This is a genomic window from Rhizobium redzepovicii (assembly GCF_019793435.1).
In the GTDB taxonomy this organism is placed as follows: domain Bacteria; phylum Pseudomonadota; class Alphaproteobacteria; order Rhizobiales; family Rhizobiaceae; genus Rhizobium; species Rhizobium redzepovicii.
This window is the reverse complement of sequence record NZ_JAILYH010000003.1, coordinates 370,680-395,871: the sequence shown is the minus strand read 5'-3', so window position 1 is coordinate 395,871 and position 25,192 is coordinate 370,680. Positions and strand designations below refer to the sequence as shown.

25 protein-coding genes are annotated in these 25,192 nt (G+C 63.3%); 4 read left to right on the top strand and 21 right to left on the bottom strand.

Features of this window, described 5'->3' with window-relative positions:
• The 12 genes from K6N12_RS06745 to K6N12_RS06690 form a co-directional block, all read right to left on the bottom strand.
• Positions 1-2,958 (bottom strand): bifunctional [glutamine synthetase] adenylyltransferase/[glutamine synthetase]-adenylyl-L-tyrosine phosphorylase, encoded by a 2,958-nt coding sequence (locus K6N12_RS06745; protein WP_097629463.1) that lies wholly within the window; start codon positions 2,956-2,958, stop codon positions 1-3.
• A 135-nt stretch (positions 2,959-3,093) separates the two neighbouring features.
• Entirely contained in the window at positions 3,094-4,506 is a 1,413-nt protein-coding gene (locus tag K6N12_RS06740; RefSeq protein ID WP_097629462.1) for a sensor histidine kinase, read from the bottom strand.
• Positions 4,503-5,258, bottom strand: coding sequence for a response regulator transcription factor (locus K6N12_RS06735; RefSeq protein ID WP_375166091.1), 756 nt, complete (start codon positions 5,256-5,258; stop codon positions 4,503-4,505). Before K6N12_RS06735 ends, K6N12_RS06740 begins: the two co-directional genes overlap by 4 nt.
• Positions 5,259-5,325: 67 nt before the next feature.
• A complete protein-coding gene (locus K6N12_RS06730; RefSeq protein WP_097629461.1) occupies positions 5,326-6,915 on the bottom strand; it encodes a Do family serine endopeptidase in 1,590 nt (529 codons plus the stop codon).
• Between the two features lie 165 nt (positions 6,916-7,080).
• A complete protein-coding gene (locus K6N12_RS06725; RefSeq protein WP_222134758.1) occupies positions 7,081-7,536 on the bottom strand; it encodes a cytochrome c-type biogenesis protein in 456 nt (151 codons plus the stop codon).
• Positions 7,533-9,530, bottom strand: coding sequence for a heme lyase CcmF/NrfE family subunit (locus K6N12_RS06720; protein ID WP_222148787.1), 1,998 nt, complete (start codon positions 9,528-9,530; stop codon positions 7,533-7,535). The genes K6N12_RS06725 and K6N12_RS06720 overlap by 4 nt, the downstream gene beginning before the upstream one ends.
• A complete protein-coding gene (gene ccmE / locus K6N12_RS06715) occupies positions 9,527-9,994 on the bottom strand; it encodes a cytochrome c maturation protein CcmE (protein ID WP_097630107.1) in 468 nt (155 codons plus the stop codon). The genes K6N12_RS06720 and ccmE overlap by 4 nt, the downstream gene beginning before the upstream one ends.
• The gene (gene ccmI / locus K6N12_RS06710; RefSeq protein ID WP_131711498.1) at positions 9,991-11,148 is read right to left on the bottom strand and encodes a c-type cytochrome biogenesis protein CcmI; all 1,158 of its coding nucleotides are present in this window, start codon (positions 11,146-11,148) and stop codon (positions 9,991-9,993) included. The genes ccmE and ccmI overlap by 4 nt, the downstream gene beginning before the upstream one ends.
• A gap of 90 nt (positions 11,149-11,238) precedes the next feature.
• A complete protein-coding gene (locus K6N12_RS06705; protein WP_097627748.1) occupies positions 11,239-11,664 on the bottom strand; it encodes a hypothetical protein in 426 nt (141 codons plus the stop codon).
• A gap of 118 nt (positions 11,665-11,782) precedes the next feature.
• Positions 11,783-13,186, bottom strand: a complete 1,404-nt coding sequence (locus tag K6N12_RS06700) for a sensor histidine kinase (RefSeq protein ID WP_097627747.1) — start codon at positions 13,184-13,186, stop codon at positions 11,783-11,785.
• Complete coding sequence (locus tag K6N12_RS06695) at positions 13,176-13,847, bottom strand: response regulator transcription factor (RefSeq protein ID WP_003569356.1); 672 nt, start codon at positions 13,845-13,847, stop codon at positions 13,176-13,178. The genes K6N12_RS06700 and K6N12_RS06695 overlap by 11 nt, the downstream gene beginning before the upstream one ends.
• 53 nt (positions 13,848-13,900) lie before the next feature.
• Positions 13,901-14,149, bottom strand: coding sequence for a hypothetical protein (locus tag K6N12_RS06690; protein WP_003587696.1), 249 nt, complete (start codon positions 14,147-14,149; stop codon positions 13,901-13,903).
• Positions 14,150-14,467: 318 nt separating this feature from the next.
• Between K6N12_RS06690 and K6N12_RS06685 the strand changes: the two genes are divergently transcribed.
• The gene (locus K6N12_RS06685; RefSeq protein ID WP_097627745.1) at positions 14,468-15,691 is read left to right on the top strand and encodes an MFS transporter; all 1,224 of its coding nucleotides are present in this window, start codon (positions 14,468-14,470) and stop codon (positions 15,689-15,691) included.
• Between the two features lie 287 nt (positions 15,692-15,978).
• Here the strand turns inward: K6N12_RS06685 and K6N12_RS06680 are convergent, their stop codons facing one another.
• Entirely contained in the window at positions 15,979-16,284 is a 306-nt protein-coding gene (locus K6N12_RS06680; protein ID WP_097627741.1) for a Dabb family protein, read from the bottom strand.
• 19 nt (positions 16,285-16,303) lie between these two features.
• Positions 16,304-16,990, bottom strand: coding sequence for a hypothetical protein (locus K6N12_RS06675; protein WP_097627739.1), 687 nt, complete (start codon positions 16,988-16,990; stop codon positions 16,304-16,306).
• Positions 16,991-17,147: 157 nt separating this feature from the next.
• Here K6N12_RS06675 and K6N12_RS34630 point away from each other — a divergent pair, with 157 nt between their 5' ends.
• Positions 17,148-17,279, top strand: coding sequence for a hypothetical protein (locus K6N12_RS34630; protein ID WP_003587702.1), 132 nt, complete (start codon positions 17,148-17,150; stop codon positions 17,277-17,279).
• Between the two features lie 38 nt (positions 17,280-17,317).
• On the opposite strand, the gene K6N12_RS06670 is transcribed toward K6N12_RS34630, so the two are convergent.
• From K6N12_RS06670 to K6N12_RS06655, 4 genes are all read right to left on the bottom strand, one after another.
• Positions 17,318-17,878 (bottom strand): TetR/AcrR family transcriptional regulator, encoded by a 561-nt coding sequence (locus K6N12_RS06670; RefSeq protein WP_097627774.1) that lies wholly within the window; start codon positions 17,876-17,878, stop codon positions 17,318-17,320.
• A gap of 28 nt (positions 17,879-17,906) precedes the next feature.
• A complete protein-coding gene (locus K6N12_RS06665; protein ID WP_003587706.1) occupies positions 17,907-18,368 on the bottom strand; it encodes a nuclear transport factor 2 family protein in 462 nt (153 codons plus the stop codon).
• Positions 18,369-18,451: 83 nt separating this feature from the next.
• Positions 18,452-19,405 (bottom strand): pyridoxamine 5'-phosphate oxidase family protein, encoded by a 954-nt coding sequence (locus K6N12_RS06660; RefSeq protein WP_097627737.1) that lies wholly within the window; start codon positions 19,403-19,405, stop codon positions 18,452-18,454.
• A 60-nt stretch (positions 19,406-19,465) separates the two neighbouring features.
• On the bottom strand, positions 19,466-20,077 hold the full coding sequence (locus tag K6N12_RS06655) for a glutathione S-transferase family protein (RefSeq protein ID WP_097627735.1): 612 nt from the start codon (positions 20,075-20,077) through the stop codon (positions 19,466-19,468).
• Positions 20,078-20,218: 141 nt separating this feature from the next.
• Between K6N12_RS06655 and K6N12_RS06650 the strand changes: the two genes are divergently transcribed.
• Positions 20,219-21,145, top strand: a complete 927-nt coding sequence (locus K6N12_RS06650; protein WP_097627733.1) for a LysR family transcriptional regulator — start codon at positions 20,219-20,221, stop codon at positions 21,143-21,145.
• On the opposite strand, the gene K6N12_RS06645 is transcribed toward K6N12_RS06650, so the two are convergent.
• Positions 21,115-21,483, bottom strand: coding sequence for a DUF983 domain-containing protein (locus K6N12_RS06645; protein ID WP_097627773.1), 369 nt, complete (start codon positions 21,481-21,483; stop codon positions 21,115-21,117). The two genes, K6N12_RS06650 and K6N12_RS06645, sit on opposite strands and share 31 nt — an antisense overlap.
• Before the next feature lie 173 nt (positions 21,484-21,656).
• Positions 21,657-23,060: an aminotransferase-like domain-containing protein gene (locus K6N12_RS06640; protein ID WP_097627731.1), complete on the bottom strand. Its 1,404-nt coding sequence runs from the start codon at positions 23,058-23,060 to the stop codon at positions 21,657-21,659.
• Between the two features lie 241 nt (positions 23,061-23,301).
• Here K6N12_RS06640 and K6N12_RS06635 point away from each other — a divergent pair, with 241 nt between their 5' ends.
• A complete protein-coding gene (locus K6N12_RS06635) occupies positions 23,302-24,207 on the top strand; it encodes a S1C family serine protease (protein WP_097627729.1) in 906 nt (301 codons plus the stop codon).
• 42 nt (positions 24,208-24,249) lie between these two features.
• Here K6N12_RS06635 and K6N12_RS06630 read toward each other — a convergent pair whose 3' ends face one another.
• On the bottom strand, positions 24,250-25,137 hold the full coding sequence (locus tag K6N12_RS06630; RefSeq protein WP_097627727.1) for a LysR family transcriptional regulator: 888 nt from the start codon (positions 25,135-25,137) through the stop codon (positions 24,250-24,252).
• Positions 25,138-25,192 lie beyond the last annotated feature (55 nt).

Below are 25,192 nucleotides of genomic sequence, written 5' to 3'. Positions count from 1 at the left end.
TCAAGCCTTCACGACAGTCAGGAAGATCTTCCTGACCGCCTTCGAAAGCCGCTTCACTTCACCTTCCAGCGTCCTGATATCAGGGCAGTCGCCGGCGCGGCAGACCAATTCGACGAGACCGGCGGGCGCGTCGTTCGGATCGAACAGGCCGTCGATGCAGAGGCGGATCAGCTGCGACAGGCTGGTATAAAGGGCAAAAGCCTCAAGGCATGTGTCGAGATCGGCCGTCGCCATCAGCCTATCGCCAATCACCTTCAGCGCCTCGCCGGTGCTCAGCCCGTTGACGGCAGTGCCGACGCCTTTGGTGGGGGCGATCAGCGCCAGGTACTGGGCAATGAATTCGAGGTCGATGACGCCGCCGGAGATCAGCTTCAGGTCCCAGGGGGTGGATGGCGGCTTTTCCGTGTCGATCAGCGCGCGCATCTCGGCGACGTCATGCGCCACCTTGGCAATGTCGCGATCTGACGTCAGCACCTCGCGGATGATATGCTCCGCCTCGGCGATCAGGCTGTCATCGCCTGAAATCAGCCGGGCGCGGCTCAGCGCCATGTGCTCCCAGGTCCAGGCCTCCTCGCGCTGATATTTGCCGAAGGCATTGATGCGGGTGGCGACCGGTCCCTTGTTGCCGGAAGGGCGCAGCCGCATGTCGACCTCATAGAGCACGCCTTCGGCGGTCGGCGCCGACAGGGCGGCGATCAGCCTTTGGGTGATGCGGGTGAAGTAACGCGTCGCGTCGAGCGGCTTTGCCCCATCGGATTCGGAGGCAGCATCGTCATAGTCATAGAGCAGGATCAGGTCGATGTCGGAGCCCGCCGTCAGCTCGAAGCTGCCGAGCTTGCCCATGCCGGCAACGGCGATGCGTCCGCCGGGATAGTCACCATGTGCCCCCCGCATCTCACTCACCACGGCATTGAGCGCGGCTGATATGATGAGGTCGGCGAGATGGGTGAAGGCGCGGGCGGCCATGTCGCCGTTGATCGCGCCGGTCAGCAGGCGTATGCCGATGAGGAAGCGCTGTTCGGCCGCGAAGATGCGCAGCCGGTCGAGCACCTCCTCATAGTGGCGGGCCTGGGCAAGCGAGCCCTTCAGCCGCTCGCCGAGATAATCGCGGGTCGGCAGTTCGGCCATCAGGCCGGGATCGAGCATGCCGTCGAAGACATGCGGCCTGGCGGCAATCACCTCGGCAAGGCGGGGTGCCGAGGACATGATGTTGACGATCAGCGACAGGAGCGCCGGATTGCTGCCGAGCAGCGAGAACAGCTGGATGCCGGAGGGAAGGCCGGAGATGAAGCTGTCGAAGCGCAGCAGCGCTTCGTCGGCGCGCTTGCTTTCGCCGAAGACCCGCAAAAGCTCCGGTGCCAGCTCCGTCAACCTTTCGCGCGCCTCGACCGATTGCGTCGCGCGGTAGCGGCCGTAGTGCCAGGTGCGGATGATGCGCGAGATGTCGGAGGGCCGGGTGAAGCCGAGCTTCTTCAGCGTCTCCAGCGTATCGGGATCGTCGCCCTGGCCGGTGAAGACGAGGTTTCCGGTGCCGGTGGAAAGTTTGCTTTCCTGTTCGAACAAATGCGCATAACGCCGCTCGACCGTCTTCAGCACGCCGACCAGCCGTTCGGCAAAGCTCGGCGTATCGGTAAAGCCCATCATGAAAGCGATGCGCTTCAGGTCGCCATCGGTTTCCGGCAGCAGGTGGGTCTGCTCGTCGCGCACCATCTGGATGCGATGTTCGACATCGCGCAGGAACCAGTAGGCCTCCGTCAGTTCGTCCCGCGTCTCGGCATCGATCCATTTCGCCTTGGTGAGTTCACCGAGCGTTTCTTCCGTCGCCCGGCCGCGCAAGGCCGGCATGCGGCCGCCGGCGATCAGTTGCTGGGTCTGGACGAAGAATTCGATCTCGCGGATACCGCCGCGGCCAAGCTTGACGTTGTGGCCTTTGACGGCAATGGCGCCGTGGCCCTTATGCGCGTGGATCTGCCGCTTGATCGAATGGATATCGGCGATCGCCGCATAATCGAGATATTTGCGGAAGACGAAAGGGGAAAGCCCGCGCAGGAAATCGCTGCCCGCCGCAAGGTCGCCGGCGACGGCGCGCGCCTTGATGAAGGCTGCCCGCTCCCAGTTCTGACCCCTGCCCTCATAATAGATCATCGCCGCCTCGACCGGGATCGCCAGCGGCGTCGAGCCGGGGTCGGGGCGCAATCTGAGATCGGTGCGGAAGACGTAGCCGTCCGCCGTGCGCTCCTGCAGGATGCGCACCAGCCGGCGCATCATCCGGGGGAACACCTCGATCGCGTCATCGGGATCGGGCACGATGCCGGCCTCTTCATCGAAGAAGACGACCAAATCGATATCGGAGGAATAGTTGAGCTCGCAGGCGCCAAGTTTGCCCATGCCGAGCACGATCAGCCCGGAGCCGTCGCTCGGGGCCGCCGGATTGCGCAGCCTGAGCTTTCCGCCCTCATGGGCCGCCAGCAGCAGATGGTCGATCGCGGCGGCGACCGACGCTTCGGCCAGCTCGCTCAGCCAGGCCGTCGTCGCCCGCCCGTCGAAAATGCGCGAGAGATCGGCGAGCGCGACGAGGAAAGCGACCTTGCGCTTGATGATGCGCAGCCTGGTCATCACCACGGATTCGGCGGGTGCTGCCCCCTCGCCGTCCGGCCGCCAGCAACCGCGCGCTTCGGCGACTAGCGCCTCGATCTGGGGCTCCAGCGGTTGCGCGATGGCGCCGGCAAGGATGGCGGGATCGAGATTGGCGATTTCGCGCAGATAAGGCGACAGCGTCAGCGCCGCGGCAATAAAATCGCGTAGCGGGCCTTCCGTCTTCAGCATCGCAGCCACCGACGGCTGGCTTTTGCCAGCCTCCTGGAGGTCGGCCAGCGCCAGCTTCAGCTCCGTCTGGCTCAGCGGACGCAGCAGCCCTTCGGCCACGTCCTTCAGGCCATGCGTCGATTTCGTCAGCATGCGCTCTCCCTGGCTTTAGGCGAAAGGAGCGACCACGTCGAATCGCGAACTGTCTCCTTCGGTCGGGATTAAACTAGGGTCTTGGCACCAAACCGCCAATACGCGATTCAGCCTATCGGACTTCGGCGGAAAAGATCACGCGGCCTTGGCCGGGAAGATCATGCTGACGGTCAAGCCGCGCTGTTCGGGCTTGTCGGGATCGGTGTCCGAAAGTTCCAGGCGGCCGTTGTGCAGCTCCATGACGGCTTCTACCAGCGAAAGGCCGAGCCCCGTGCCGGGCTTCGAACGACTTTCGTCGAGACGGACGAAGCGCTTCACCACATCGTCGCGCCGTTCGGCCGGAACGCCCGGACCGTGGTCGGCCACCGAAAGACAGATGCCGTCCGGGCGGCGGGCAAGCTTCAGCGACACCGTGCCAGCGCCTTCGGTATCGGAGGAATATTTGATGGCATTGTCGAGCAGGTTGAAAATCGCCTGGCCGATCAGTTCGCGATTGCCCTGGACCTCGACGCCTGGCTCGACGCTGGCGCTGAGGCCGAGCCCAGCTTCCTCGGCCGCCGGCTCGTAAAGCTCGGCGCTGTCGGAGACGATCGCGGAAAGCTCCACCGTTGACATCTCCGCCGCCACCGACCCGGCCTCGACGCGGGAGATCATCAGCAGCGCGTTGAAGGTGCGGATCAGCTGGTCCGATTCGGAAATAATGCCTTCGAGCGCTGTCCGCCGCGCCTCGCCATCGGCCATATCGACCGCATCGGCCGCCTTGTTGCGCAGCCGCGTCAGCGGCGTCTTGAGATCGTGGGCGATATTGTCGGAGACCTGCCGCAGGCCCTCGTTCAGCTTTTCGATGCGCTCCAGCATGGTGTTCAAAGACATGGACAGCCGGTCGAATTCATCGCCGGAGCCGCCGACCGGCAGGCGCTGCGACAGGTCGCCGGCCATGATCTTCTTGCTCGCATCCGACATGCGGTCGATGCGTTTCAGCGCATTGCGGCCGATGGCGAACCAGATGATGATCGCGCCGAGCCCCATGATCGCCAGCGCCACCATCAATGCCTGACGCACCAGGAGGCGGAAACGTTCGGGATCGCCGAGGTCCCGGCCGATCAGGATCCGCAAGCCGTTGTCGAGAACGAAGATATTGGCGATCGCCCGATGACGGCGCTCGACACCGCCGCCGTCGGTATAACGTTGATAGGCGAAGGGCGCGGAGGTCCAGCCGACCTCCTCGAAGACGCCCGGCTGCACAGAGGCGACGTTACCTGCGAGAATATCGCCCGAGGGGCCGGCGATGATATAAAGATTGGCGCCCGGCTGGCGGGCACGCCGCTCCATCGTGCGCAACAAAAGGTTCATGCCGCCGGTGTCATAGGCGCGCTGCACCTGCTCTACCTCCTGCTTGACGGCGTCGCGGATCTGGCCGGTCAGCAGCCGTTCCGACATCGCCGTCACATAGAAGACGAGGGTCGCGGCGCAGATGGCGAAAAGCAGGATATAGAGTGCCGAAAGGCGGACTGCAGTGGACTTGAAGAGAACCCTGAAGCGGCTCATCCCTCATCCTTGATCATGTACCCCGCGCCCCGAATGGTCTTCAGGAGCGGCTGGCTGTAGTCCTTCTCGATCTTCGAGCGCAGCCGCGAGACGTGGACGTCAATGACATTGGTCTGCGGATCGAAGTGATAGTCCCAGACATTTTCGAGCAGCATGGTGCGGGTCACTACCTGGCCGGCATTCTTCATCAGATATTCGAGCAGGCGGAATTCGCGCGGCTGCAGCGGGATTTCCTTGCCGCCGCGGCGCACCTCGTGGGAGAGTCGATCGAGTTCGAGATCGCCGACGCGATAGACGACGTCCTGATCCGGCGTGCCCTTGCGGCGGCCGAGTACCTCGACGCGCGCCAGCAATTCGCTGAAGGCATAAGGCTTCGGCAGGTAGTCGTCGCCGCCGGCGCGAAGGCCGGTGACGCGGTCATCGACCTGGCCGAGGGCGGAAAGAATGAGAACCGGGGTATGAATCGCCTTGCGGCGCAGCTCGCTGATGACGGAGAGACCGTCCCGGCGCGGCAGCATGCGATCGATGACGATGACGTCGTAGGTGTTTTCCGACCCCATGAACAGGCCGGCCTCGCCGTCGCTGGCGTGATCGGCAACGATACCCGCCTCGCGAAAGGCTTTCGTGAGGTAGACCGCGGCTTCGAGATCATCTTCGATGATGAGAATCTTCATGCGGCCGACATTACCCACCGGCTGCGTTTCGGCAAGGCTCAAAGCATCTTCCTGCGGCGCGGCGCTCATCGCGATCATCCTTCAAAGGTCAGAAGAATCAAGCCGCGCGGATTTTCATCCGCACGGCTCCTGTTTTCTTAAAGGATCAGCCCCGGCCGTTGATCGGAAGCGCGACGAAACGGCTTCCTTCGCTGGACTGGATCTGGAACAGCGCGCGGGTGCGGCCGTCCTTCTTGGCCTGGTTCAGCACCTTGACGACATCGGCGGGGCTGGAGACTTCCTGGTTGTTGACCGAGGTGATCTTCTCGCCTTCCTTGATGCCCTTGTCCGCGGCGTCGGAGTCCGGATCGATGCCGGTGATCGCCAGGCCCTTGCCGTCGTCGGAGGGACCGACCGTCAGGCCGAGGTCGGCGAGCGCCTTTTCGGACGCCGGCGCTTCGGGCTGCTGCGGCTGGCTGTTGTCATCGGCGTTCGCATCCTTCTGGTCGGCCGGCAGCGTGCCGAGTTCGACGGTCAGAGGCTGGGCCTTGCCGGCGCGCCAGACCGAAAGCTCGACCTTGCTGCCCGGCTGCATCGCGCCGATGCGGCGGCTGAGATCACGCGCATCCTTGATCGTTTCACCGTTCAGCGCCGTGACGACGTCGCCGGCCTTCATGCCGGCCTTGTCACCGGGAGAGCCCGCCTGCGGGGCGACGACAAGGGCGCCGCTCGGCTCGGACAGACCGATAGATTCGGCGATATCCTTGGTCACCGGCTGGATCTGGACACCCAGCCAGCCGCGAGACACCTGGCCATCCTTCATCAGGTCGGCGACGACATCCCTGGCGGTCGAGGCGGGAATGGCGAAGGCGATGCCGACGCTGCCGCCCGACGGCGAAAAGATCGCGGTGTTGATGCCGACGACTTCGCCGCTGAGGTTGAAGGTCGGGCCACCGGAGTTGCCGCGGTTCACGGCCGCGTCCACCTGCAGGTAATCGTCATATGGACCGGAACCGATATCGCGACCGCGGGCCGAAACGATGCCCGCCGTGACCGTGCCGCCGAGACCGAAGGGGTTGCCGACCGCGACGACCCAATCGCCGACGCGGACATTGTTGTCGTCGGCCCAGTTGACATAGGTGAACTTCTTGCCCTTGCCGTCGACCTTGAGCACGGCGAGATCGGTGCGCGGATCCTTGCCGATCAGCTTGGCATCGAGTTCGGTGCCATCATTCATGACGGCGACGAAGGCCTGGCCATCGGACACCACGTGGTTGTTGGTGACGATGTAGCCGTCCTCGGAAATGAAGAAGCCCGAGCCTTGAGCGACCGGACGCAGCCGGCCCTTGCCGCCCGGGCCATTCGGGCCGCCCGGACCGTTCTGGCCAAAGCGCCGCTGATGGCCCTGCTGATCATTTGGGTCCTGGCCGCCGAACTGCTTGAAGAAGCGCTTCAGCGGATGATCATCGGGAAGATCATCGAAGCCGCGGCCGTTGAAATCGAAGGACAGGCCATCATTGTCAGAGACGGGATTGACGCGGTTTTCGACACGAACGGAAACGACGGCCGGCGAAACGGCGTCGACAACATTGGCGAAGCTCGGCACGGCAGGCGCCTGAACCTTGACGGCTTCGGCATAAGACCGGGTGATTTCGAGCGGAACGCCGGTTGCGAGCACAGCGGCTGCGATACCGGCGACGGTAGAAGCCTTGAGCACGGTGGCGAGGGACGGACGTCCGTTGAAATTCTTGAGCATTGGAGCACCTTCTCTTGTTCTTAAATCTTCAGCCCGGCAGCGCCGGATCAGTCGATGCATCAAGATATAGGATGGCGCACCTTACTGCGAACTGTCCGGCCAATGAAAAATTGGTAATGTGTGAAAATGTTTGGTCGCGGGCTGGCGATTGCCGCCGGCGGACCGCTACTTTTCCAGGAGCTCGTTCAACTTCGACTGCTCATCCGCGGTCAATTTACTTCCTGTCGGCTTGCCTGACCGCCTGCGGGCAAAGACCAGCAGTGACAGTCCGCCGGCGAGCACGAGCAGCGCCGGGGCGCCCCACAGCAGGCCGGTCTTCATGCTGAACCGCGGCTTCAGCAGCACGAATTCGCCGTAGCGCGAGACGATATAGTTCAGCACCGCCTCGTCGCTGTCGCCGTCGGTGATGCGCTCGCGCACCAGCAGGCGCAGATCCTTGGCGAGATCGGCATTGGAATCGTCGATCGACTGGTTCTGGCAGACCATGCAGCGCAGTTCCGCCGAAAGGGCGCGAGCGCGCGCTTCCAGTGCCGGGTCGGCCAGCACCTCGTCAGGATTGACGGCGAAGGCCGGCGCGGCCAACAGCATCAAGACGAAAGCCAGGAGGAGACGCCGCATCATTCCGCCGGCTCCATTGCAGGCTCTACAGGCTTTGCCGCCTTCGCCTTCCTGCGCGGGGCGCCGACGCGCAGGCGGCGGTCGCTGAGGGAGACGAGGCCGCCGGCAGCCATGACAAGCGCTCCGCCCCAGATGCAGAGGATGAACGGCTTCCACCAGATGCGCACGACGATGCCGCCGTCCTTGGTGGCGTCGCCCAATGAGACGTAGAGCTGGCTGAGGCCGAAGGTCAGGATGCCCGCCTCCGTCGTCGGCATCTGGCGGGCGGTGTAGAGGCGCTTGGCCGACCAGGTATCGGCGACCGCGACACCGGCGCGGCGGATGGTGAAGTGGCCGCGCTCCTCGGTATAGTTCGGCCCGGTCGCCGGCTGCATGCCGTCGAAATGCAGGCTGTAGCCGCCGGCGTCAGTGGTTTCGCCGGGCTTCATCTCGATGACGTATTCGGTCTGGAAGGTCGTCACCGCGACGATGCCGAGCACGCTGATGCCGAGCCCGGCATGGGCAAGAGCGGTGCCGAAGGCCGAACGCGACAGGCCGCTCAGACGCCGCCAGGCGACGTTGCCCGCAACCTTGCCGATGCCGGCACGATACCAGAGATCGGCAACCGCGCCGAAGACCAGGAACAGCCCGGCCGCCAGCCCGAGCACGGACAGCACTGGCCCGCCATGCTGGAGATAGAAGAAGATCAGCGCAGCGGCGAAGGCGATGCCGGCGACGACATAGAGCCGCTGCAGGGCGCCGAGCAGATCGCCGCGCTTCCAGGCGAGCAGCGGCCCGAAGGGGACGATGACGATCAGCGGCGCCATCAAGAGGCCGAAGGTCAGGTTGAAGAAGGGCGGCCCGACGGAAATCTTGTCGCCGGTCAGCGTTTCCAGCAGCAGCGGATAGAGCGTGCCGGTCAAGACCGTGCCGCAGGCGACCGTCAGGATCAGATTGTTGACGACGAGCGCGCCCTCGCGCGAAATCGGCGCAAACAGCCCGCCGGCCGCAAGCTTCGGCGCCCGGAAGGCAAACAGCGACAGCGCACCGCCGATGAAGATCAGCAGGATGCAGAGAATGAAGACGCCGCGGGAGGGATCGCTGGCAAAGGCATGCACCGAGGTCAGCACGCCGGAGCGCACCAGGAAGGTGCCCATCAGCGACAGCGAGAAGGTGAGGATGGCCAGCAGCACCGTCCAGATCTTCAGCGCCTCGCGCTTTTCCATGACGAGGGCCGAATGCAACAGCGCGGTGCCGGCAAGCCAGGGCATGAAGGAGGCGTTTTCCACCGGATCCCAGAACCACCAGCCGCCCCAGCCGAGCTCGTAATAGGCCCAGTAGGAACCCATGGCGATGCCCAGCGTCAGAAAGGTCCAGGCGGCAAGCGTCCAGGGCCGCACCCAGCGGGCCCAGGCGGCGTCGATGCGGCCTTCGAGGAGGGCGGCGACCGCAAAGGAGAAGCAGACGGAAAAGCCGACATAGCCGAGATAGAGCAGCGGCGGGTGGATCGCCAGGCCGACATCCTGCAGGACCGGATTGAGATCGCGGCCCTCGGCCGGCGCCGGATCGAGCCGCAGGAAGGGATTGGAGGTCAACAGGATGAACAGCGTGAAGGCGACCGAAATCCAGGCCTGTACGGCCAGCACATTGGCCTTCAGCGTCTCCGGCAGATTGCGTCCGAAGACGGCGACCAGCGCGCTGAACAGCGTCAGGATCAACAGCCAGAGCATCATCGATCCCTCGTGATTGCCCCAGACGCCGGAATATTTGTAGATCAGCGGCACCAGCGAATGCGAATTCTCCCAGACGTTCTCGACCGAGAAGTCGGAGACGACATGGGCATAGGTCAAGACGCCGAAGGAGAAGACGACGAGCGCAAACATCGCCAGCGAACCGATGGTCGCGACATCCATCATCGCCCGGTCATGGCGGCGGGCGCCGATGACCGGCACGACGGAGAGGATGAGCGCCGTTGCCAGCGCCAGCACCAGCGCGTAATGGCCGATCTCGATGATCATTGCGTCGCTTTCGCCTCCTGGCCCTGACCCTCTTTCCACAGCCCCTGCTGCTTCAGCCTGTCGGCCACGTCCTTCGGCATATAGGTCTCGTCATGCTTGGCAAGCACGGTATCGGCGGTAAAGACGTTGGTCCCGGGTGCAAACATGCCTTCGGTGACCACCCCCTGCCCCTCGCGGAAAAGATCCGGCAGGATGCCGGTATATTTGACCTTCACGGCATTGGCGCTGCCGTCGGTGACGGAAAATTCCACGGTCGAGCCGGCGCCGCGCACGACGCTGCCCTCGCCAACCAGGCCGCCGAGCCGGATGCGGGTTTCCGGCGCCACCGGGGTCTTGGCCAGATCGGCCGGCATGTAGAAATAGGCGACCGACTGGCTGAAGGCGAACATGACCAGCAGCACGGCGGCGGCAATGAAGCCCATGCCGCCTGCGATCACCGCCAGGCGCTTCTGCTTGCGGGTCATTCAGCCAATCCTTCCGTTGATATGCCGAGTTCCCTGGCCAGCGCCAGCAATTGGCTGCCTTGTTCGCCGGGCAGCGGAAAGGCGGCAAGCCCGCGCTTCAGCGCATCGGCGGCACGATCCTTATCGTTCAACACGGCATAGGAGCGGACGAGCCGCACCCATCCCTCGAAATTGTTCGGATCGGCGCTGAGCTTGGCGTCGAGGCTCGCGACCATGCCGCGGATCATCTGCTGACGGTCGCCGGCATTCATGTTTTCGGCCGCCGCCACATCCTGCTGCGTGGGATTGCCGGGGGCAGCCTGATTGGCGCCCGGGGGAGCCTGATCGGCGCCTCCCGGCGCACTGCCATTCATGGCGATATGCTGGTTGACCAGCGGCAGCCAGGGCGCATCGGCCGGAGATTGTTTCGCCAGCGCTTCGAAGGCCTGGCGCGCCTCGTCGCGTCGTCCTGCCTGCTCCATGCTGAGGGCGACGTAGAAGCGAGCGCGCGGATTGTCGGGTTCCAGCGTCAGCGACTGTTCCAGCACCTGCCGCGTCTCCTCCGTCACCACGCCGTCGGAGACCGCCATCAGCGTTTCGGCAAGGCCGTCGAGCCGAGCCGGGCTTGGGCCGAGCAGCCGGATGGCATTGCGGTAGGCCAGTTGCGCGTCGTTCACCCGCATGGTGCGCAGATAGATCGGCGCCAGCACGTCCCAGCCCTTGCCGTCATCGGGGCTCTCGGCCAGGTGCCGTTCCGCCTTGACGATCAGCACCGCCATGTCGTTGCCGGGATTTTCCAGCCGCGCTTCCAGCGGCTGCGAGGGCAGGTCCGGCCTGCCCGTCGTCAAGTAAAGACAGAGGCCGAGAAGCGGCAGCACCAGCAGCACGAAGGCCTCAGTGAAACGGTGATGCCGTGCAGGTTTCGGCGCCTCTTCCGGCCCGCCGGCGGAAACGGCGATCAGCCGACGGCCGATTTCGGCCCTGGCATAATCGGCTTCCTCAGGCGTGATCAGCCCGCCGTTGAGATCGCGGTCGAGTTCGCGCAGCTGGTCGCGATAGACCGCCGCCTCACCCGCACGGATATTCTCCGCCGCCTTCGCACCGCGCAGAAGGGGGTAGAGCAGGACGGCAGCGACGACTGCCGTCAGAACGGCAACGAGAATCCAGAACAGCATATCGGCCCAAATACGTGAAGCCGGCCGCCATTCCAACTGCCAAAGCCGGAATGACGAAGATTTGAGGCTATAAGCCGCAATTCACCTGATTTAGCCGAGCGGGGACCAGCTGCCATCCTCGTTGCGGCAGGCGGCACCCCGCACCACGGTGTCCTTGCCGTCGACGGTCAGTGTATGGGTATATTGCCGGCAGTTTTGCGAACCGACCTGATAGGGTGCGGCGGCGACCACCTTGCCGGTGACGTCCTTGCCGGTCCACAGCATCGGCTGCCCGACGGCAGCACCCTCCAGCGCCCGATATTCGGCCTCGAGTGCCCGCTGCTTGTCGCTATCACCAAGCGTCACGCCGCTGCGGCCGACAAGGCCGCCCTGCAGCGCGGTGAGGAAGGCGGCCGAGGCCGAGGGCTTGCTCGAAAAAATGCCGCGTGAAGCAGCACCCTTCGTCGTCGTGCAGCCGGTGAGGGCGACGGCGACGAGAAGAGCAGAAGCGATCATGCCTTGCGAGCGTAAAATCATTGCGTCGAACCACGATCAGGGGTCAATTTCAGCCGATCGAAGTGCAGCGTCCCCGTGTCAGCATTAAGGCAAAGCATGCTATACATTTGCCAGTATCTTTGTGACATCAAGCAGTTGCTCATGCAACATCCTTTGTGATGCCGGGCAGGATAAGCTTTGCCTTGAGCCCGCCCCATTCGCCGCGGGAAAGCTCGAGCCGTCCTTGATACTCACTTGATATCTCGGTGACGATCGACAGGCCAAGCCCGGTTCCGGGCTTGCTCTCATCGAGCCTGCGGCCGCGCTTCAGTGCCTCGCGGATCTGATCGGGCTCCAGGCCCGGCCCGTCATCCTCGACGGCGAGTTCCACCCAGTGGCGGCGGGCGCTTGCCTCGGCGCCCCTGACGTCCTCGCCGGCCTCGACGGCGGAAAGCCGGACCTTGCTCTTGGCAAAACGGGCCGCATTCTCCAGGAGGTTGCCGACGGTCTCCTCGAGATCCTGCTGCTCCATGGCGACGGCCAGATGCGGTGGCGAGACGACGAGATCGAATTCGGTATCGACGTTCAGCCGGCGCATGACGCGCACCAGCCGCTCCAGCGCCGGCTCGGCATCGGTGCGGGCGAGCACGGATTCGCGCTGCGCGGCGATGCGGGCCCGGTTGAGATAGGACTGCACCTGGCCCTGCATCGATTCCGCCTGGCTGCGCACCAGTTCGCCGTGGGATTTTTCGAGCACGCGCGCCTCATTGAGGAGAACGGCGATCGGCGTCTTCAGCGAATGGGCGAGATTGCCGACCTGCATGCGGGCCCGCTCGACGATGCGGCGGTTGCTGTCGATCAGCGCGTTGACCTCATTGGCAAGCGGCAGAATCTCGCGCGGGAAGTCGCCCTTCAGCTGCTCGCTCTCGCCGGCGCGGATGCGCTCCAAGGCGGCACGCGCCTTGTCGAGCGGCTTCAGGCCATAGAGAATCGCCAGCGCATTGACGATCAGGCTGCCGACGCCGAAGCCGGCAAGCGCCAGATAGAGACTGTGGGAAAAGGTACGCACGTCGTCCTCGACGACATCGACATTGCCGGTGACGCGGACGCGCGCCGCGCGCCCGTCGGTGTCGAGCACGACTTCGGTTTCGGCCACCTGCACGCGGTTCCCGGAGGCATCCGTCACCTGGTAGTAGCGTTCGTAATTCTTGTCGAAGGGCGCCTCGACGACCGAGGGCACCGGAATGAGCGCCGAGCCGAGCGAGGGCGACACCAGCGGCGCTGTCGTATAGGTGCCGAGCGGCTCCACCACCCAATACCAACCGGTCTTCGGCTGGGCAAAACGCAGGTCGCCGAGCTGCGGGCTGCCGCTGAGCGCGCCCTGATCGCCTATCGTCACCGAGTTGATGACGTTATAGAGCTGCGCCCGCAAGAGATCCTGGAAACCGCGCTCGGCGCTCTTGCGGTAAAGCGTGGAGATCAACAGGCCGATCACGACAAGCGCCACCGTCGACCAGACCGTGGTCAGCAGCAAGACACGTGCAGTGAGCGACTTAATTCGCATGTTTCGGCGCTTGAATGCGGTAACCGAGACCGCGCACCGTTTCGATCAGATCGACGCCCATCTTCTTGCGCAAACGGCCGACAAAGACCTCGATCGTGTTGGAATCGCGGTCGAAATCCTGGTCGTACATGTGCTCGACCAGTTCGGTGCGCGAGACGACCTCGCCCATGTGGTGCATGAGATAGGCAAGCAGGCGGTATTCGTGCGAGGTCAGCTTCAGCGTGGTACCGTTGACCGTCGCCTTCGAGGATTTTGTATCGAGCCGCACCGGGCCGCAGATGATCTCGGAAGAGGAATGCCCGGCCGCACGCCGGATCAGCGCCCGAATGCGCGCCAGCACTTCCTCGACATGGAAGGGTTTGGTGACGTAGTCGTCGGCGCCTGCGTCGATGCCGGCGACCTTGTCGCTCCAGCGGTCGCGCGCCGTCAGAATCAGCACCGGCACGCCGCGGCCGGCGCCGCGCCATTTTTCAAGAACGGTCACTCCATCCAACTCCGGCAGGCCGATATCGAGAATGATGGCGTCATAAGGTTCGGTATCGCCGAGGAAATGGCCTTCCTCGCCGTCGAACGCCTGGTCGACGACATAGCCCGCCTCCTTCAGCGTGTCGGCCAGCTGCCGGTTCAGATTGACGTCGTCTTCGACTACCAGAATACGCATCGGTCCGCCTTCGTCCGCTTCAAATCGATCTGTCCTGAATAGACCGATTCCGCCTACATCGGAACCTTTACCGTCACCTTGCGTGGACGCTGTCCGTTGCCCGATACCAGAACGGTGATGATGCAGGTATCGCCCACCGGCTGCACGGAGAGAAGCTGGCCGCCCGTCTGCTCGACGACCTGGGCTGCCGCGGCGCTGCAATCGCCTGCTACGCTATGAACGAGGGTGCCCGCGCCATCCGGTGAAGGCGCCGATACCACCAATCCGGCGGCCAATGCTGCGACGCTCAGAGGAAAGGCCATGTGCTATGCTTTCAAGGTAATGCCAACGTGGCCCGAATATGTACTCACGCGACCTGAATGGCAAATGAATGCGCTGTAATGCAGGGCGTTTAGAACCATTCTCGACTGCTGGCGGCAGCGGCTGAAACCCGCCGCCGCGCCTGCGTTCGGCGGCCATCTTCGCGTGGGAAAAGTCTGCAGCGCTAGGCACGCACGGAGTGCCGAGCGCGGACGAATAGCTGGGCGCCGCGGACCGCCGGGATTGCGATCGCAGCTTTTGCCGACCGGTCGAAGCTGTTATGTCCTTGCTGTTTCCGCATTCAGGTCATTTCAGCACCAATGCCAAATTATTTCCGCTTCCGCTCGGCGCAGACGGTCACCGTGCTTGCCATCACCCAGGTGATCGGCTGGGGCACGACGTTCGATATGCTCGGGGTGATGGGCCGCATCGTGGCGCCCGCTCTCGGCCTGCCGAACGAGGTGGTGTTTGCCGGCCTGACGATCATGATGATGATCAGCGCTTTCGTTGGTCCCGCGACCGGACGCTGGCTCGCCCGCTATGGCGCCGCCCGTGTGCTTTCGGCCTCATCGCTCATCTTTGCGCTCGGCTTGCTTCTGCTTTCAGCCGCAAACGGCATCATGCTTTATGCCGCCGCCTGGGTCGTCATCGGCATCGGCGGCGCCTGCGGCCTTTCGGCACCGGCCTATACGGCCGTCGTCGAGCGCGAAGGGGCGAACGGCAAACGCGTCATTGCCATCCTCATGCTGTTCACCGGGCTGTCGAGCACCGTCTTCTGGCCGATCCTCAGCCTGCTGAACGAAACCGTGGGATGGCGCATCACCTTCCTCCTCTGTGCCGGCCTGCAATTCTTCGTCTGCCTGCCGCTGCATCTTTTCGCCCTGCCGAAACCGATCGTAACGCATATCGAAAGCGGCGCGGCAGACATTGGCCCGGTTGCGCTGTCGAAGGCGGCACGGCGCAAAGCCTTCCTGCTGATTGCGGCGGCGACGACGATCTCGACCTTCATCACCTTCGGCATCTCGCCATCGCTGCTCGAAATCTTCCGCCAGTCCGGCGTTTCGCCGGCCTTCGCGCTGCAGCTCGGCGCGGCACGCGGCGTGCTCGGCATCTCGGCGCGTTTCCTCGACATGCTGCTCGGCCGGCGCGGCAACCCCATGCTGAGCGCGGTCATGGGCATCGGCTTGATGATGGTCAGTTTCCCGATCATGCTGGTCGCCGGTTCGTCGACACCGCTGCTCGTCACCTTCGTTCTGCTCTACGGCTTCGGCGCCGGCGTCATGACCGTCGCCCGCGCGCTTCTGCCGCTGGCCTTGTTTTCACCTGCCGAATACGGCCTGCAATCGGCCCGGCTGTCGCTGCCGCAAAACCTCGCCAACGCCATCGCTCCAGTCATCTTCACCGCCATCCTCGACCGCGCCGGCGCCGGGCCGGCCCTCATCGCCTGCGCCGTTCTCGCGGCCTTGTCGCTGACCTTCGTGCTGATATTGATGGCGATGGTGCGCGGCGCCCACGCATCGCAGCCGAGCCCTGTCGTTTCATAAGAGCCCGGCCAGCCTGCGGCGTTCTCTGTCAGCCATTCTTAAGGTGCCTTGATTATCATCTATCCTTAGAAGGGCACGCGTTCGCTACGCGCGCCGCCACCAAGGCCGGAAGACGATCAATGAGCAGCCGTTTTTGGCGAATCTTTTAAATCGCTTGCAGCTTCTTTTTCGAAGGTTGAGTCCGGCGGCTCAGAAGTTGAGTCAGCTTTCGCGCGATATCACCGCGGCAGATCACTTGTCCATTTGAAACTATGAAGAATGTGCTCGGCATCCCCAAGGCTTTAAGCTCACAGGGGCCGTTTCACTGCCGTGCGGCTGTCGTAGTCGGCGGCGATGCGCTTTTCACGAAGCGGCCGCACCCGCTCGATCGAGAGCTGATAATCCGGATGGGCCTTGTAAGCGGCAAGTGCTGCCTCGTCGTCAAATTCGCCGTAGACCACGAGGTCGATCTCGGTGCCCAGCTGATCGGTCTTCACATTGGTGCCGATTTCCAGGAGCCGCGCATGCGGAATGGCGGTCAGGATCGAAAGCCCGGCCCTCACCTCCTGCAAATGCTCCTCCTGCACTGTGAAGAAGACGATATGGCGGATCACGCGAAGCTCCTGTCAAGTTTCAGAGGGTCAGCCGCGCGATAACACGCGAGCCCCAGGCCTTCAACCGCGCGATCACGCCATGCGCAGCATTGGGACGCATCGCCGCATGGAAGGCCATGGCGTAACCCGCGAGCTTTTCCGCCCGGTCGGTGCCATTGACGATGCGCCGCGCGTTCACCCAGTCCTCGGTCGCCCCGTTCAGGTGATCGGCAAGCTTGTGGCCGGTAAAGCTGCCCTGCAGCATACCGTCGATCAGGATGGTCACCGCCGCATCCATCTCCATCGCCCGGTCGGGATCGGCAACGAGGTCGATACCCGTCAGCACGCTCATCGCCTCATAGTTCCGCTTGTGGGTGAGCTGCACCAGGCCGCGCCCGAGCCAGCTGCGGCCATCTTCATCGGGCCGCCAGTAGGGCGTCTTTACCCAGGAAAGCCGGCCTGCGGCAAAGGCCGTTTCCAGGATCTCGACGGCGCGGGCATCGCTTTGCGCCAGCGTCTCGCGAACCGGCTGCATCGTATAGGCGGTCTCATGATAGGCGGTGGCGAGGATATAGGCGAGCCACCGCCGGTCGGCATGCGGAAACCGCTCTTCCCAGGCGTCGAGAATCGCCGTGATGCCCACTACCTGAGGATGCGTCAGCTCTCCCTTGAAGAGTTCGCTCTTCACCGCATCGAAAAATAAACTTCGGTCCATGTGGACGACCATTCCGCGCTTCCCAGAAAACATCGTGGTTAAAACCGCCTTAATCGATTAAAATCCATTTAATCGTTTAAAGTCTTTAAGCCACTGATTTACACACCTTTTATCTTGTGCAATGCATCTTCTTGCCCTGAAGCCTTGCCGCGAATAGAGGAGACTTCCGATGCAGACGCCTGCCACTCCGCAAACCACCATTCCCCAGCACCTCGTAGACCAGATGGAAAACGAATGGCGCCAGATTCGCCTTGAACGGGAAAATCCGCGCCCGGCCCAGCAGCCTCAACAGCAACGCTGAGAGATACAGGCAAAGCGGCGCGGATGTAAGGCCAGCCCTCATCGCGTCGCAGCCTCAAACCGCTTCGCCAGCGTTTCCAGCGAGCGGATAAAGATCCTTTCGTCTCCCAGCGCCCGCGCCAACACCAGCGCGCCTTGAATGCCGGCGACGCCCTCCTCGGCGAGCGCTTGCGCCTCGTCGTCAGAATAGCCTGCCCGGCTCAACGCCGAACGCACGGCGCCGATCCAGCGGATGAAATAGTCGCCGATCGCCGCCGAAAACCGTTCCCTCGTGTCGTCAAGGGCGAAGGCGCCGACGAGGCAGATGCGGCGGCCGGATCTGAAGTAATCATTCACATTGACCCACATCGCCGCGATCGCCTGACGGGCGTCATCCTGTCTCAGCGGCCGATAGATCGCCTGCTCGAACCAGGCGTCGATTTCGGCAAGCACGGCGTTAGCCATCTCCTCCTTGCCGCCGGGAAAGAAGTGGTAAAGGCTCCCCTTGCCGAGGCCGGTGCGTTCGGTGATGCGGCTGAGAGACGTCCCCTCATAGCCGAGTTCGCGGAAGATTTCCGCCAGCAGCGGCACGATGTCGGCGCGTTCGTAGACGGTCTTCACCGGCGGAGTTTCCTTGGCCTCGCTTGCGTCAAAGGCCAAGCTCGGTCAGGCCGGGATGATCGTCCGGCCGCCGGCCGAGTGGCCAGTGGTACTTGCGCTCCGATTCTCGGATCGGCAGGTCGTTGATGCAGGCGAAGCGGCGCTGCATCAGGCCGGCGGCATCGAATTCCCAGTTCTCATTGCCATAGGAGCGGAACCAGTTGCCGCTGTCATCGTGCCATTCATAGGCGAAGCGCACGGCGATGCGATCGTCGGTGAAGGCCCAGATCTCCTTGATCAGCCGGTAATCCAACTCCTTCGCCCATTTGCGGGTGAGAAAGGCAACGATCTCGGCGCGGCCGTTGACGAATTCGGCGCGGTTCCGCCAGCGGCTGTCCGGCGTGTAAACGAGCGAGACGCGCTCGGGATCGCGGCTGTTCCAGCCGTCCTCAGCAAGGCGGACTTTCCGGGTGGCGGTCTCAAGGGTGAAAGGCGGGACGAGGCTGGACATAGGCGCTCCTGTACTGAACGGCAATGATTGTACCGATTGGTACAATGATATGCAAGACGGCCGGGGCAGCGTTTTGCAGCTCCTCACCCGCGGGCGCGCCGTAGCAGATCGGCGCTCTCCTTCTTCCATCGTAGCGGCAAGGCATCCGGGCGCAGCACGATCTGTTCCGGCGTGAACCGCCACAGCCGTTCCGCCCGTTCAATGCTGGCGACTTCGGGCGAATCCAGCAGCACCTCGACCTTTCCCGCCAGTTGCAGCATGTCGCCGGTTTCAAAATCGACGAAGACCAGCCCGGCCTTCGGGTTGACCAGAAAATTGCCGAGGGTGTTGAAGAACCGATTGCCGGAAAAATCGGGAACGGTCAGCACCCCATCGGCACCGACATGTACGAAGCCGACGTCGCCGCCGCGATGGGAAACGTCAACCTGCCGCTCGCCATTGTCGCGATCGACATAGGAGGCGACGAAGAAGGTATCGGCGCCCTCGATCATCCCGCGCATGCGATGGTCGAGTTGACCGGGATGCAGCGGCACCACCTCTGTCGGCCTATCGGGATCGCGGACAAAGACGGAAGAGCGAGGCTGGATATATTGCGGGCAATTGCCGAAGCTCTGGCCGACGCGCAGGCGGAAGGCTTCGGCATCCGTTCGGCGAATGACGCCGTTCAGCCGGTTGCGCCGCCGGGTCTCGAGCTGGATGCCGAGCATGGCGATCGCGTCGCCATCCTCCATGCCGGCATCGACCGGATCGGCCGGATCGCGCGGCAGGTCGACATCGAGGCTCTCCGGATCCGGAGAGGACATGAAACCCGGTCGCGCAGCCCGCACCGTTGCCCAGACATCGCCTTTGGCATCGACAGCGCCGAGCACTATGAAGGGCAGCATCGGAAAAAATGCGCGGTGCTGTTCGGGCATCGCCTTGCGGACGAAATTCCGGCCGGGTCCATCCATGCGTTCGACGACCCCGACGCTGCGCTGCATGGCGAGTTCGCCCCGATGCCAGGGTGACGTCGCGTCGTCTCTTGTCTGCTCCAGCATGACGGCCTCCTTGCGGGCATAATTTGGGAAACCGGGACGGTGATCCGTCCCGGCGCAGTCTCACGCGGCAAGGCCGATCTTCGTCTTGCGAAAGCCGACGAAACCGGGCAGCGCCTCGATGCGGGCAAGCCAAGCGCGAACGCTTGGATAGGCCGAGATGTCGACATTGCCTTCTGGCGCATTGGCGATGTAGCTGTAGAGCGCGACGTCGGCGATGACAGGATTGTCGCCAAGCAGGAAAGTGCGGGCGGCGAGCTCTGCCTCGATCAGCGCCAGAATGCGATGCGCCCGGGCGATCACTTCATCGGTGCGGAAATCGGCGCCGAAAACGGTCACCAGGCGGGCGGCGCACGGTCCATAGGCGATCTCACCCGCAGCAACCGAGAGCCATTTCTGTATTCGCGCCGCGGCCAATGCCTGTTCCGGCAACCAGTCGGTGCGGCCATATTTGCGCGCGAGATAGACGAGGATGGCAGAGGAGTCGGCAATGACCGCTCCATCGTCGTCGAGGACCGGCACCTGGCCAAAGGGATTGAGCTTCAGAAATTCGGGCGCCTTGTGGGCGCCCGCCGCCAAGTCGACCTCGACCAACTCATAGGGCACGCCAAGCAGCGACAGAAAAAGGTGAACCCGGTGCGAATGGCCGGAAAGCGGGTGGTGGTAGAGTTTCATGATGGTTTCCTTTGGTCTTCCCCATCGACGGGGATTGAGGATGGCCGCCTGCGAACCATCTGCGGGGAATGTATTGCCTTCCATTTGATTGCAGTAGAATGCTAATCTGGAAGGCATATTCCCATTTTTCGGAAGGATAAAATGGACCGCCTCGACGCCATGACCGTGCTTCTCGCCGTTGTTGAACAGGGCAGCCTATCCGCCGCCGCCCGGCATTTGCGGTCGCCGCTCGCCACCGTCAGCCGCAAAATTTCCGAGCTGGAAGCCCATCTGAACGCCCAGTTGCTGCAGAGAAGCAACCGGAAGATCACGCTAACGGAGGCCGGCCGCTCCTATGTGGAGGCGGCGCGGGAAATTCTCGATCGGGTGGAAGAGGCGGAACGGACGGCGGCGGGCGAATACAGCGTGCCGAAGGGCGAGTTGACGATGACCGCACCGATCGTCTTCGGGCGGCTGCATGTCCTGCCCGTGGTGGTGGACTTCCTCAAAGCCTATCCCGATATCAATCTGCGGCTGATGCTTGGCGACCGGCTGTCGAACCTCGTCGAGGATCACATCGATGTGGCGCTCCGGATCGGCAACCTGCCAGACAGCAACCTGATCGCCACTAGGCTCGGCGCGATGCGCCGGACGGTCTATGCCAGCCCGGATTATCTCGCACGGCAGGTCACACCTCGGCATCCGGGCGATCTCGCCGCGCATCACTGCATCACCTTCGACGGCATGGCCTCGACGCTGAACTGGACATTCACGGAGGGAAAACGCGATCTTACCGTGCCGATCCGCTCACGGCTTGCCGTCAACACCGCCGAGGCTGCGGTCGATGCGGCGGTCGCCGGCCTCGGGATCACCCGGGTCCTGTCCTATCAAGCCGCACGCGCTGAGACGGCCGGCCTGCTTACGCCACTGCTTGCCGATTTCGAACCGCCGCCGGCACCGGTGCATCTCGTCTATCCCGCGCAGGGATTGGTGCCCCTGAAATTGCGGGCGCTCATCGATTTCGCCACGCCGCGCCTGCGCGCCACGCTCAACAGATCTCAGGCTAGTTTACCCTCTTCCGCCTTGTAGAAATACTGGCTGGCGACCAGCCAGCCCTTCAGCGGCCGCAATGGCGGAATGCAGGTGGCGAGCATGAAGGGGCCGGTGACCAGAAGCTGCACCCAGATCGGCGCGGCAAACGCCACCTCCAGCCAGACGCCGAGCAGCACGCTCGGGATGCAGGCAAAGCAGATGACGAAAAAAGCCGGACCATCGGCCGGATCAGCAAAGGAATAATCGAGGCCGCAAGCCTCGCATTCCGGCTGCAGCGTCAGGAAGCCGTTGAACATATGGCCCTGGCCGCAGCGCGGGCAGCGCCCCCTGATGCCGGTCTGCAGCGGAGGAAGCGGGGGATATTCGGTTTCCATGACGATCACACCTTGTTCTGCGCCGGCATCAAGCCAATCAATGCCGATAAATGTATGCATTCAATATAAATACATTTTTCGGACATTGCCAGTCAACTCGTCAGAATGTCGCAGAGTTCCGCAGGCCGGGCCGACCGCGTTTGTCTGAAGGGCTTAGCTGCGGCGTTTGCGGCTCAGAAGAACGAAGCCGCCATTTCCGGCGGCCCCTCCAACGCATGGGCCATGAAATCCAGTGCGCCTTGCAGCTTCTCCCGGCTGATCGGGCCGCCGAGGCAGACACGCACGGCCTCGGGCGCGGCGCCCTCGACCGTAAAGGCGTCGCTTGCCACGACGCCGATGCCGGCGGAGCGCATGTGGCTGCCGAAGGTGGAGCGGGTCCAGCCGTTGGAGAGCGGCAGCCAGATGTTGAAACTGAGCGGATCGGCGCGGTAGCTGCCTTCAGGCAGGAGGGCGGCGACCATCTGCTGACGGGCGGCGGCTTCCGTGCGGATGAAGCGCAGGATCGCATCGGCCGTGCTGTCTTCGATCCAGCGGGTGGCGAGCGCCAAGGTCAGCGGCGAGGCCATGACATTGTTGGCGCGCATGGCGCTGACGAAGGGCCACACGGCCTTGCTATCAGGCGCCACGACATAGGCAAGACGCAGGCCGGCACCGATGCATTTCGCCAGCCCGCCGATATGCCAGGTGAGATCTGGCGCCGTTGCCGCAAGCGGCGACGGACCTTCCAGCGGAATGAAGCCGTAGGCATCGTCTTCGACGATCGGCACGTGATATTTGCGGGCAACCGTAGCGATTTCTTCGCGGCGCCTAGCGGGGATGGTCAGCGTCGTCGGGTTTTGCAGCGTCGGATTGAGATAAAGCGCCTTCGGCTGCGACCGCTCGCAGGCTCTCGCAAAGGCGTCCGGCAGGATGCCGTCCTCGTCCATCGGCAGGCCGGTCAGATTGAGCCGCAGCTGGGCGGCGATCGAGCGCATGCCGGGATAGGTGATGATTTCCGAGAGCACGGTCTCGCCCGGTTTTGCCAGCAGGCCGAAGATCGCCAACAGGGCCGGATGGGCGCCAGGCGTGACGAAGATGCGCTCCTGCGAGGGCACCAGCCCGCGACGGCTGAGCCAGGAGGCAGCAGCCTCCTTGTCCATGCCGGAGCCGCCGAAACCCTGGTAGCGCAGGAGCGGAATGAGGTTCGCCGTCACCGCCGACATGCCCTCGCGCATGCGGGCGATCAGCTCGGGATCATCCGGTTCCGGCGGCATGTTCATCGAGAAATCGACGATGGAGGCGCGGCGAGGATCGGGCGCGGCGTCGGGCGCGAATCCCTGGCGCTCCTTGTCCGCGCCACCGGTGACGAAGGTGCCTCGGCCGACATGCGAATCGACAAGCCCGCGCTTCTGCGCCTCGACATACCCTCTCGCCACCGTGGTGAAATCGACATTCAGCCGCTTGGCGAGTTCGCGTTGCGGCGGCAGCCGGTCGCCGGCCACAAGGTGGCCGCTGCGCAGATCCATTTCGATCACATCGGCGATCGCCATATAACGCGGGCTGCTGCTTCGCCCGAGATCGGGATGCCAGTCTTTCATGTCGTCATCCGTGCAGCTTGAGTCTTGATGGGATTGACTGTATATTGTTGCACGATGACGCTGTCACGAAAAATGTCGTATGCAAGACTTCGGTACGGCGATGAATGGCGTGGCGCAGTCCCCAGGGGTTGGAAATTCCATCGGCCATAGCCTTGCCTCCGCCCGCCCATCTTCTTACCTATTCAAGACAGAGTGCGCGAGATTTCGGCCTTTCGCGCCGGCGCTCTGTCAGGATGAAAGCATGAATATCGATCCAATTTTGCGGTCACTCGTGGCCGTTCGTTCTTCCATCCCGGAAGATGCCTTCACAGCAGAGACGCTGGGCACTGTCCGGGAGGGCAGTGGCGTGGTCATTCGCGACAATGGGCTGGTGCTGACCATCGGTTATCTCATCACCGAGGCCGAAGAGGTCTGGCTGACCACCAATGACGGGCGTGTCGTTCCCGCTCATGCACTTGCTTACGATCAGGAAACCGGCTTCGGCCTGGTGCAGGCTCTCGGGGCTCTCAATGCGCCGGCGGTGGATCTCGGCGACGCGGCAAACGCCAAGGCCGGCGATGCCGTCGTGCTTGCCGACGGCATCGGAGAATTCGTCGAGGCAAACATCGTCGCCCGGCAGGAATTCGCCGGCTACTGGGAATATCTGCTTGATGAGGCGATTTTCACGGCGCCGGCACATCCCTCATGGGGCGGTGCGGCGCTGATCGGTTCGGACGGCAAGCTTCTAGGCATCGGTTCGCTTCGCCTGCAAATGAGCCAGGGCGACGAGGTCGCCGATATCAACATGATCGTGCCGATCGACCTTTTGACTCCGATCCTCGACGATCTGTTGAACCGCGGAAGCGTCAACAAACCGCCGCGGCCCTGGCTCGGCGCATTCTCCGCCGAGAGCAATGGCGGCGTGGTGGTGATGAGCGTTGCCGAAGGCGGCCCGGCCGCCCAGGCGGGCCTGCGGCAAGGCGATATCATCTCGGAGATCCGCGACGAAGAGGTCGATGGCCTGGCCGATTTCTACCGCAAGGTCTGGAGCAGCGGCCCGGCCGGCGCCGAGATTCCGATGCGGATTCTCAGGAACGGCCGGGAAGCCTGGCTGCGCATCAAGTCCGCCGACCGCAACAATTTCCTCAAGAAGCCGCAGCTGCAGTAGGTCGCCGACCGCCGCCAAATGCGCTTTCCGCTTGCGCGAATTCTACCGGCGGAGATCTCCGGTGATCCAGCCGATCGCGGCCTTCACCCGTCGCGGCACGAATTGCCGCGACGGGTGAACCGCATGGATCGGCAGGCTGTATTTTTCCCAATCGGCAAGCACTTCGGTCAGCCGCCCGGCGGCGATGTCTTCCTCTACCAGGACCAGCGGCGCATAGACGAGGCCGGCGTCTTCCACCGCGGCAACGCGCATGGCTTCGCCATTGTCGATACCGATATTGCTGTTGATCTTTGCCGCCAGTACCCGTCCATTTTGATCTTCGAAATGCCATTGATCGCGCGGGACGAGGTTGAGGCTTAGGATGCAGCGGTGCTCTTGCAACTGCTCGGGATGGGTCGGGGTGCCGTTCTTGCCGAGATAACCTGGAGAGGCGCAGCAGACGAAGCGATAGGTGCCGATCCTTCTTGCGATCAACGAAGATGGCCGCAGATGCGCCACTCGAATGGCAAGGTCATAGCCTTCGGCGATCAGATCGACGTTCCGGTCGGTCAGATTAAGCTCCAGACTGACCGCGGCATGCTGATTGGCAAAGCGAGCAATGGACGATGCCAAGCGCTTCACGCCGAGCGTCGTCGGTCCGCTGATGCGGAGGTGGCCGGATATTTCATGGTTGTCGGGGCCGGCAATATCGTTCAGCTGCTCCAACTCATCGATGACCCTGCTTGCTCTCTCCAGAAATCTCAGGCCGATCTCGGTGAGCCTCTGGGTTCGCGTGGTGCGCTCGATCAGCTTGACACCATAATCTGTTTCCAAAGCCTGAATGCGCCGGCCCACCATGGCGGGCGAAAGGTTGAGCCTGGCGGCAGCTTTGGCGAAACTGCCAGCCGTCGCCACGGCTACAAAGGTCTTCAAATTGGTGAGATCTGTCATTCGATACTTTTATGCAATTATATTCCGCCATTCAATGCCATTTATGATGTGATCG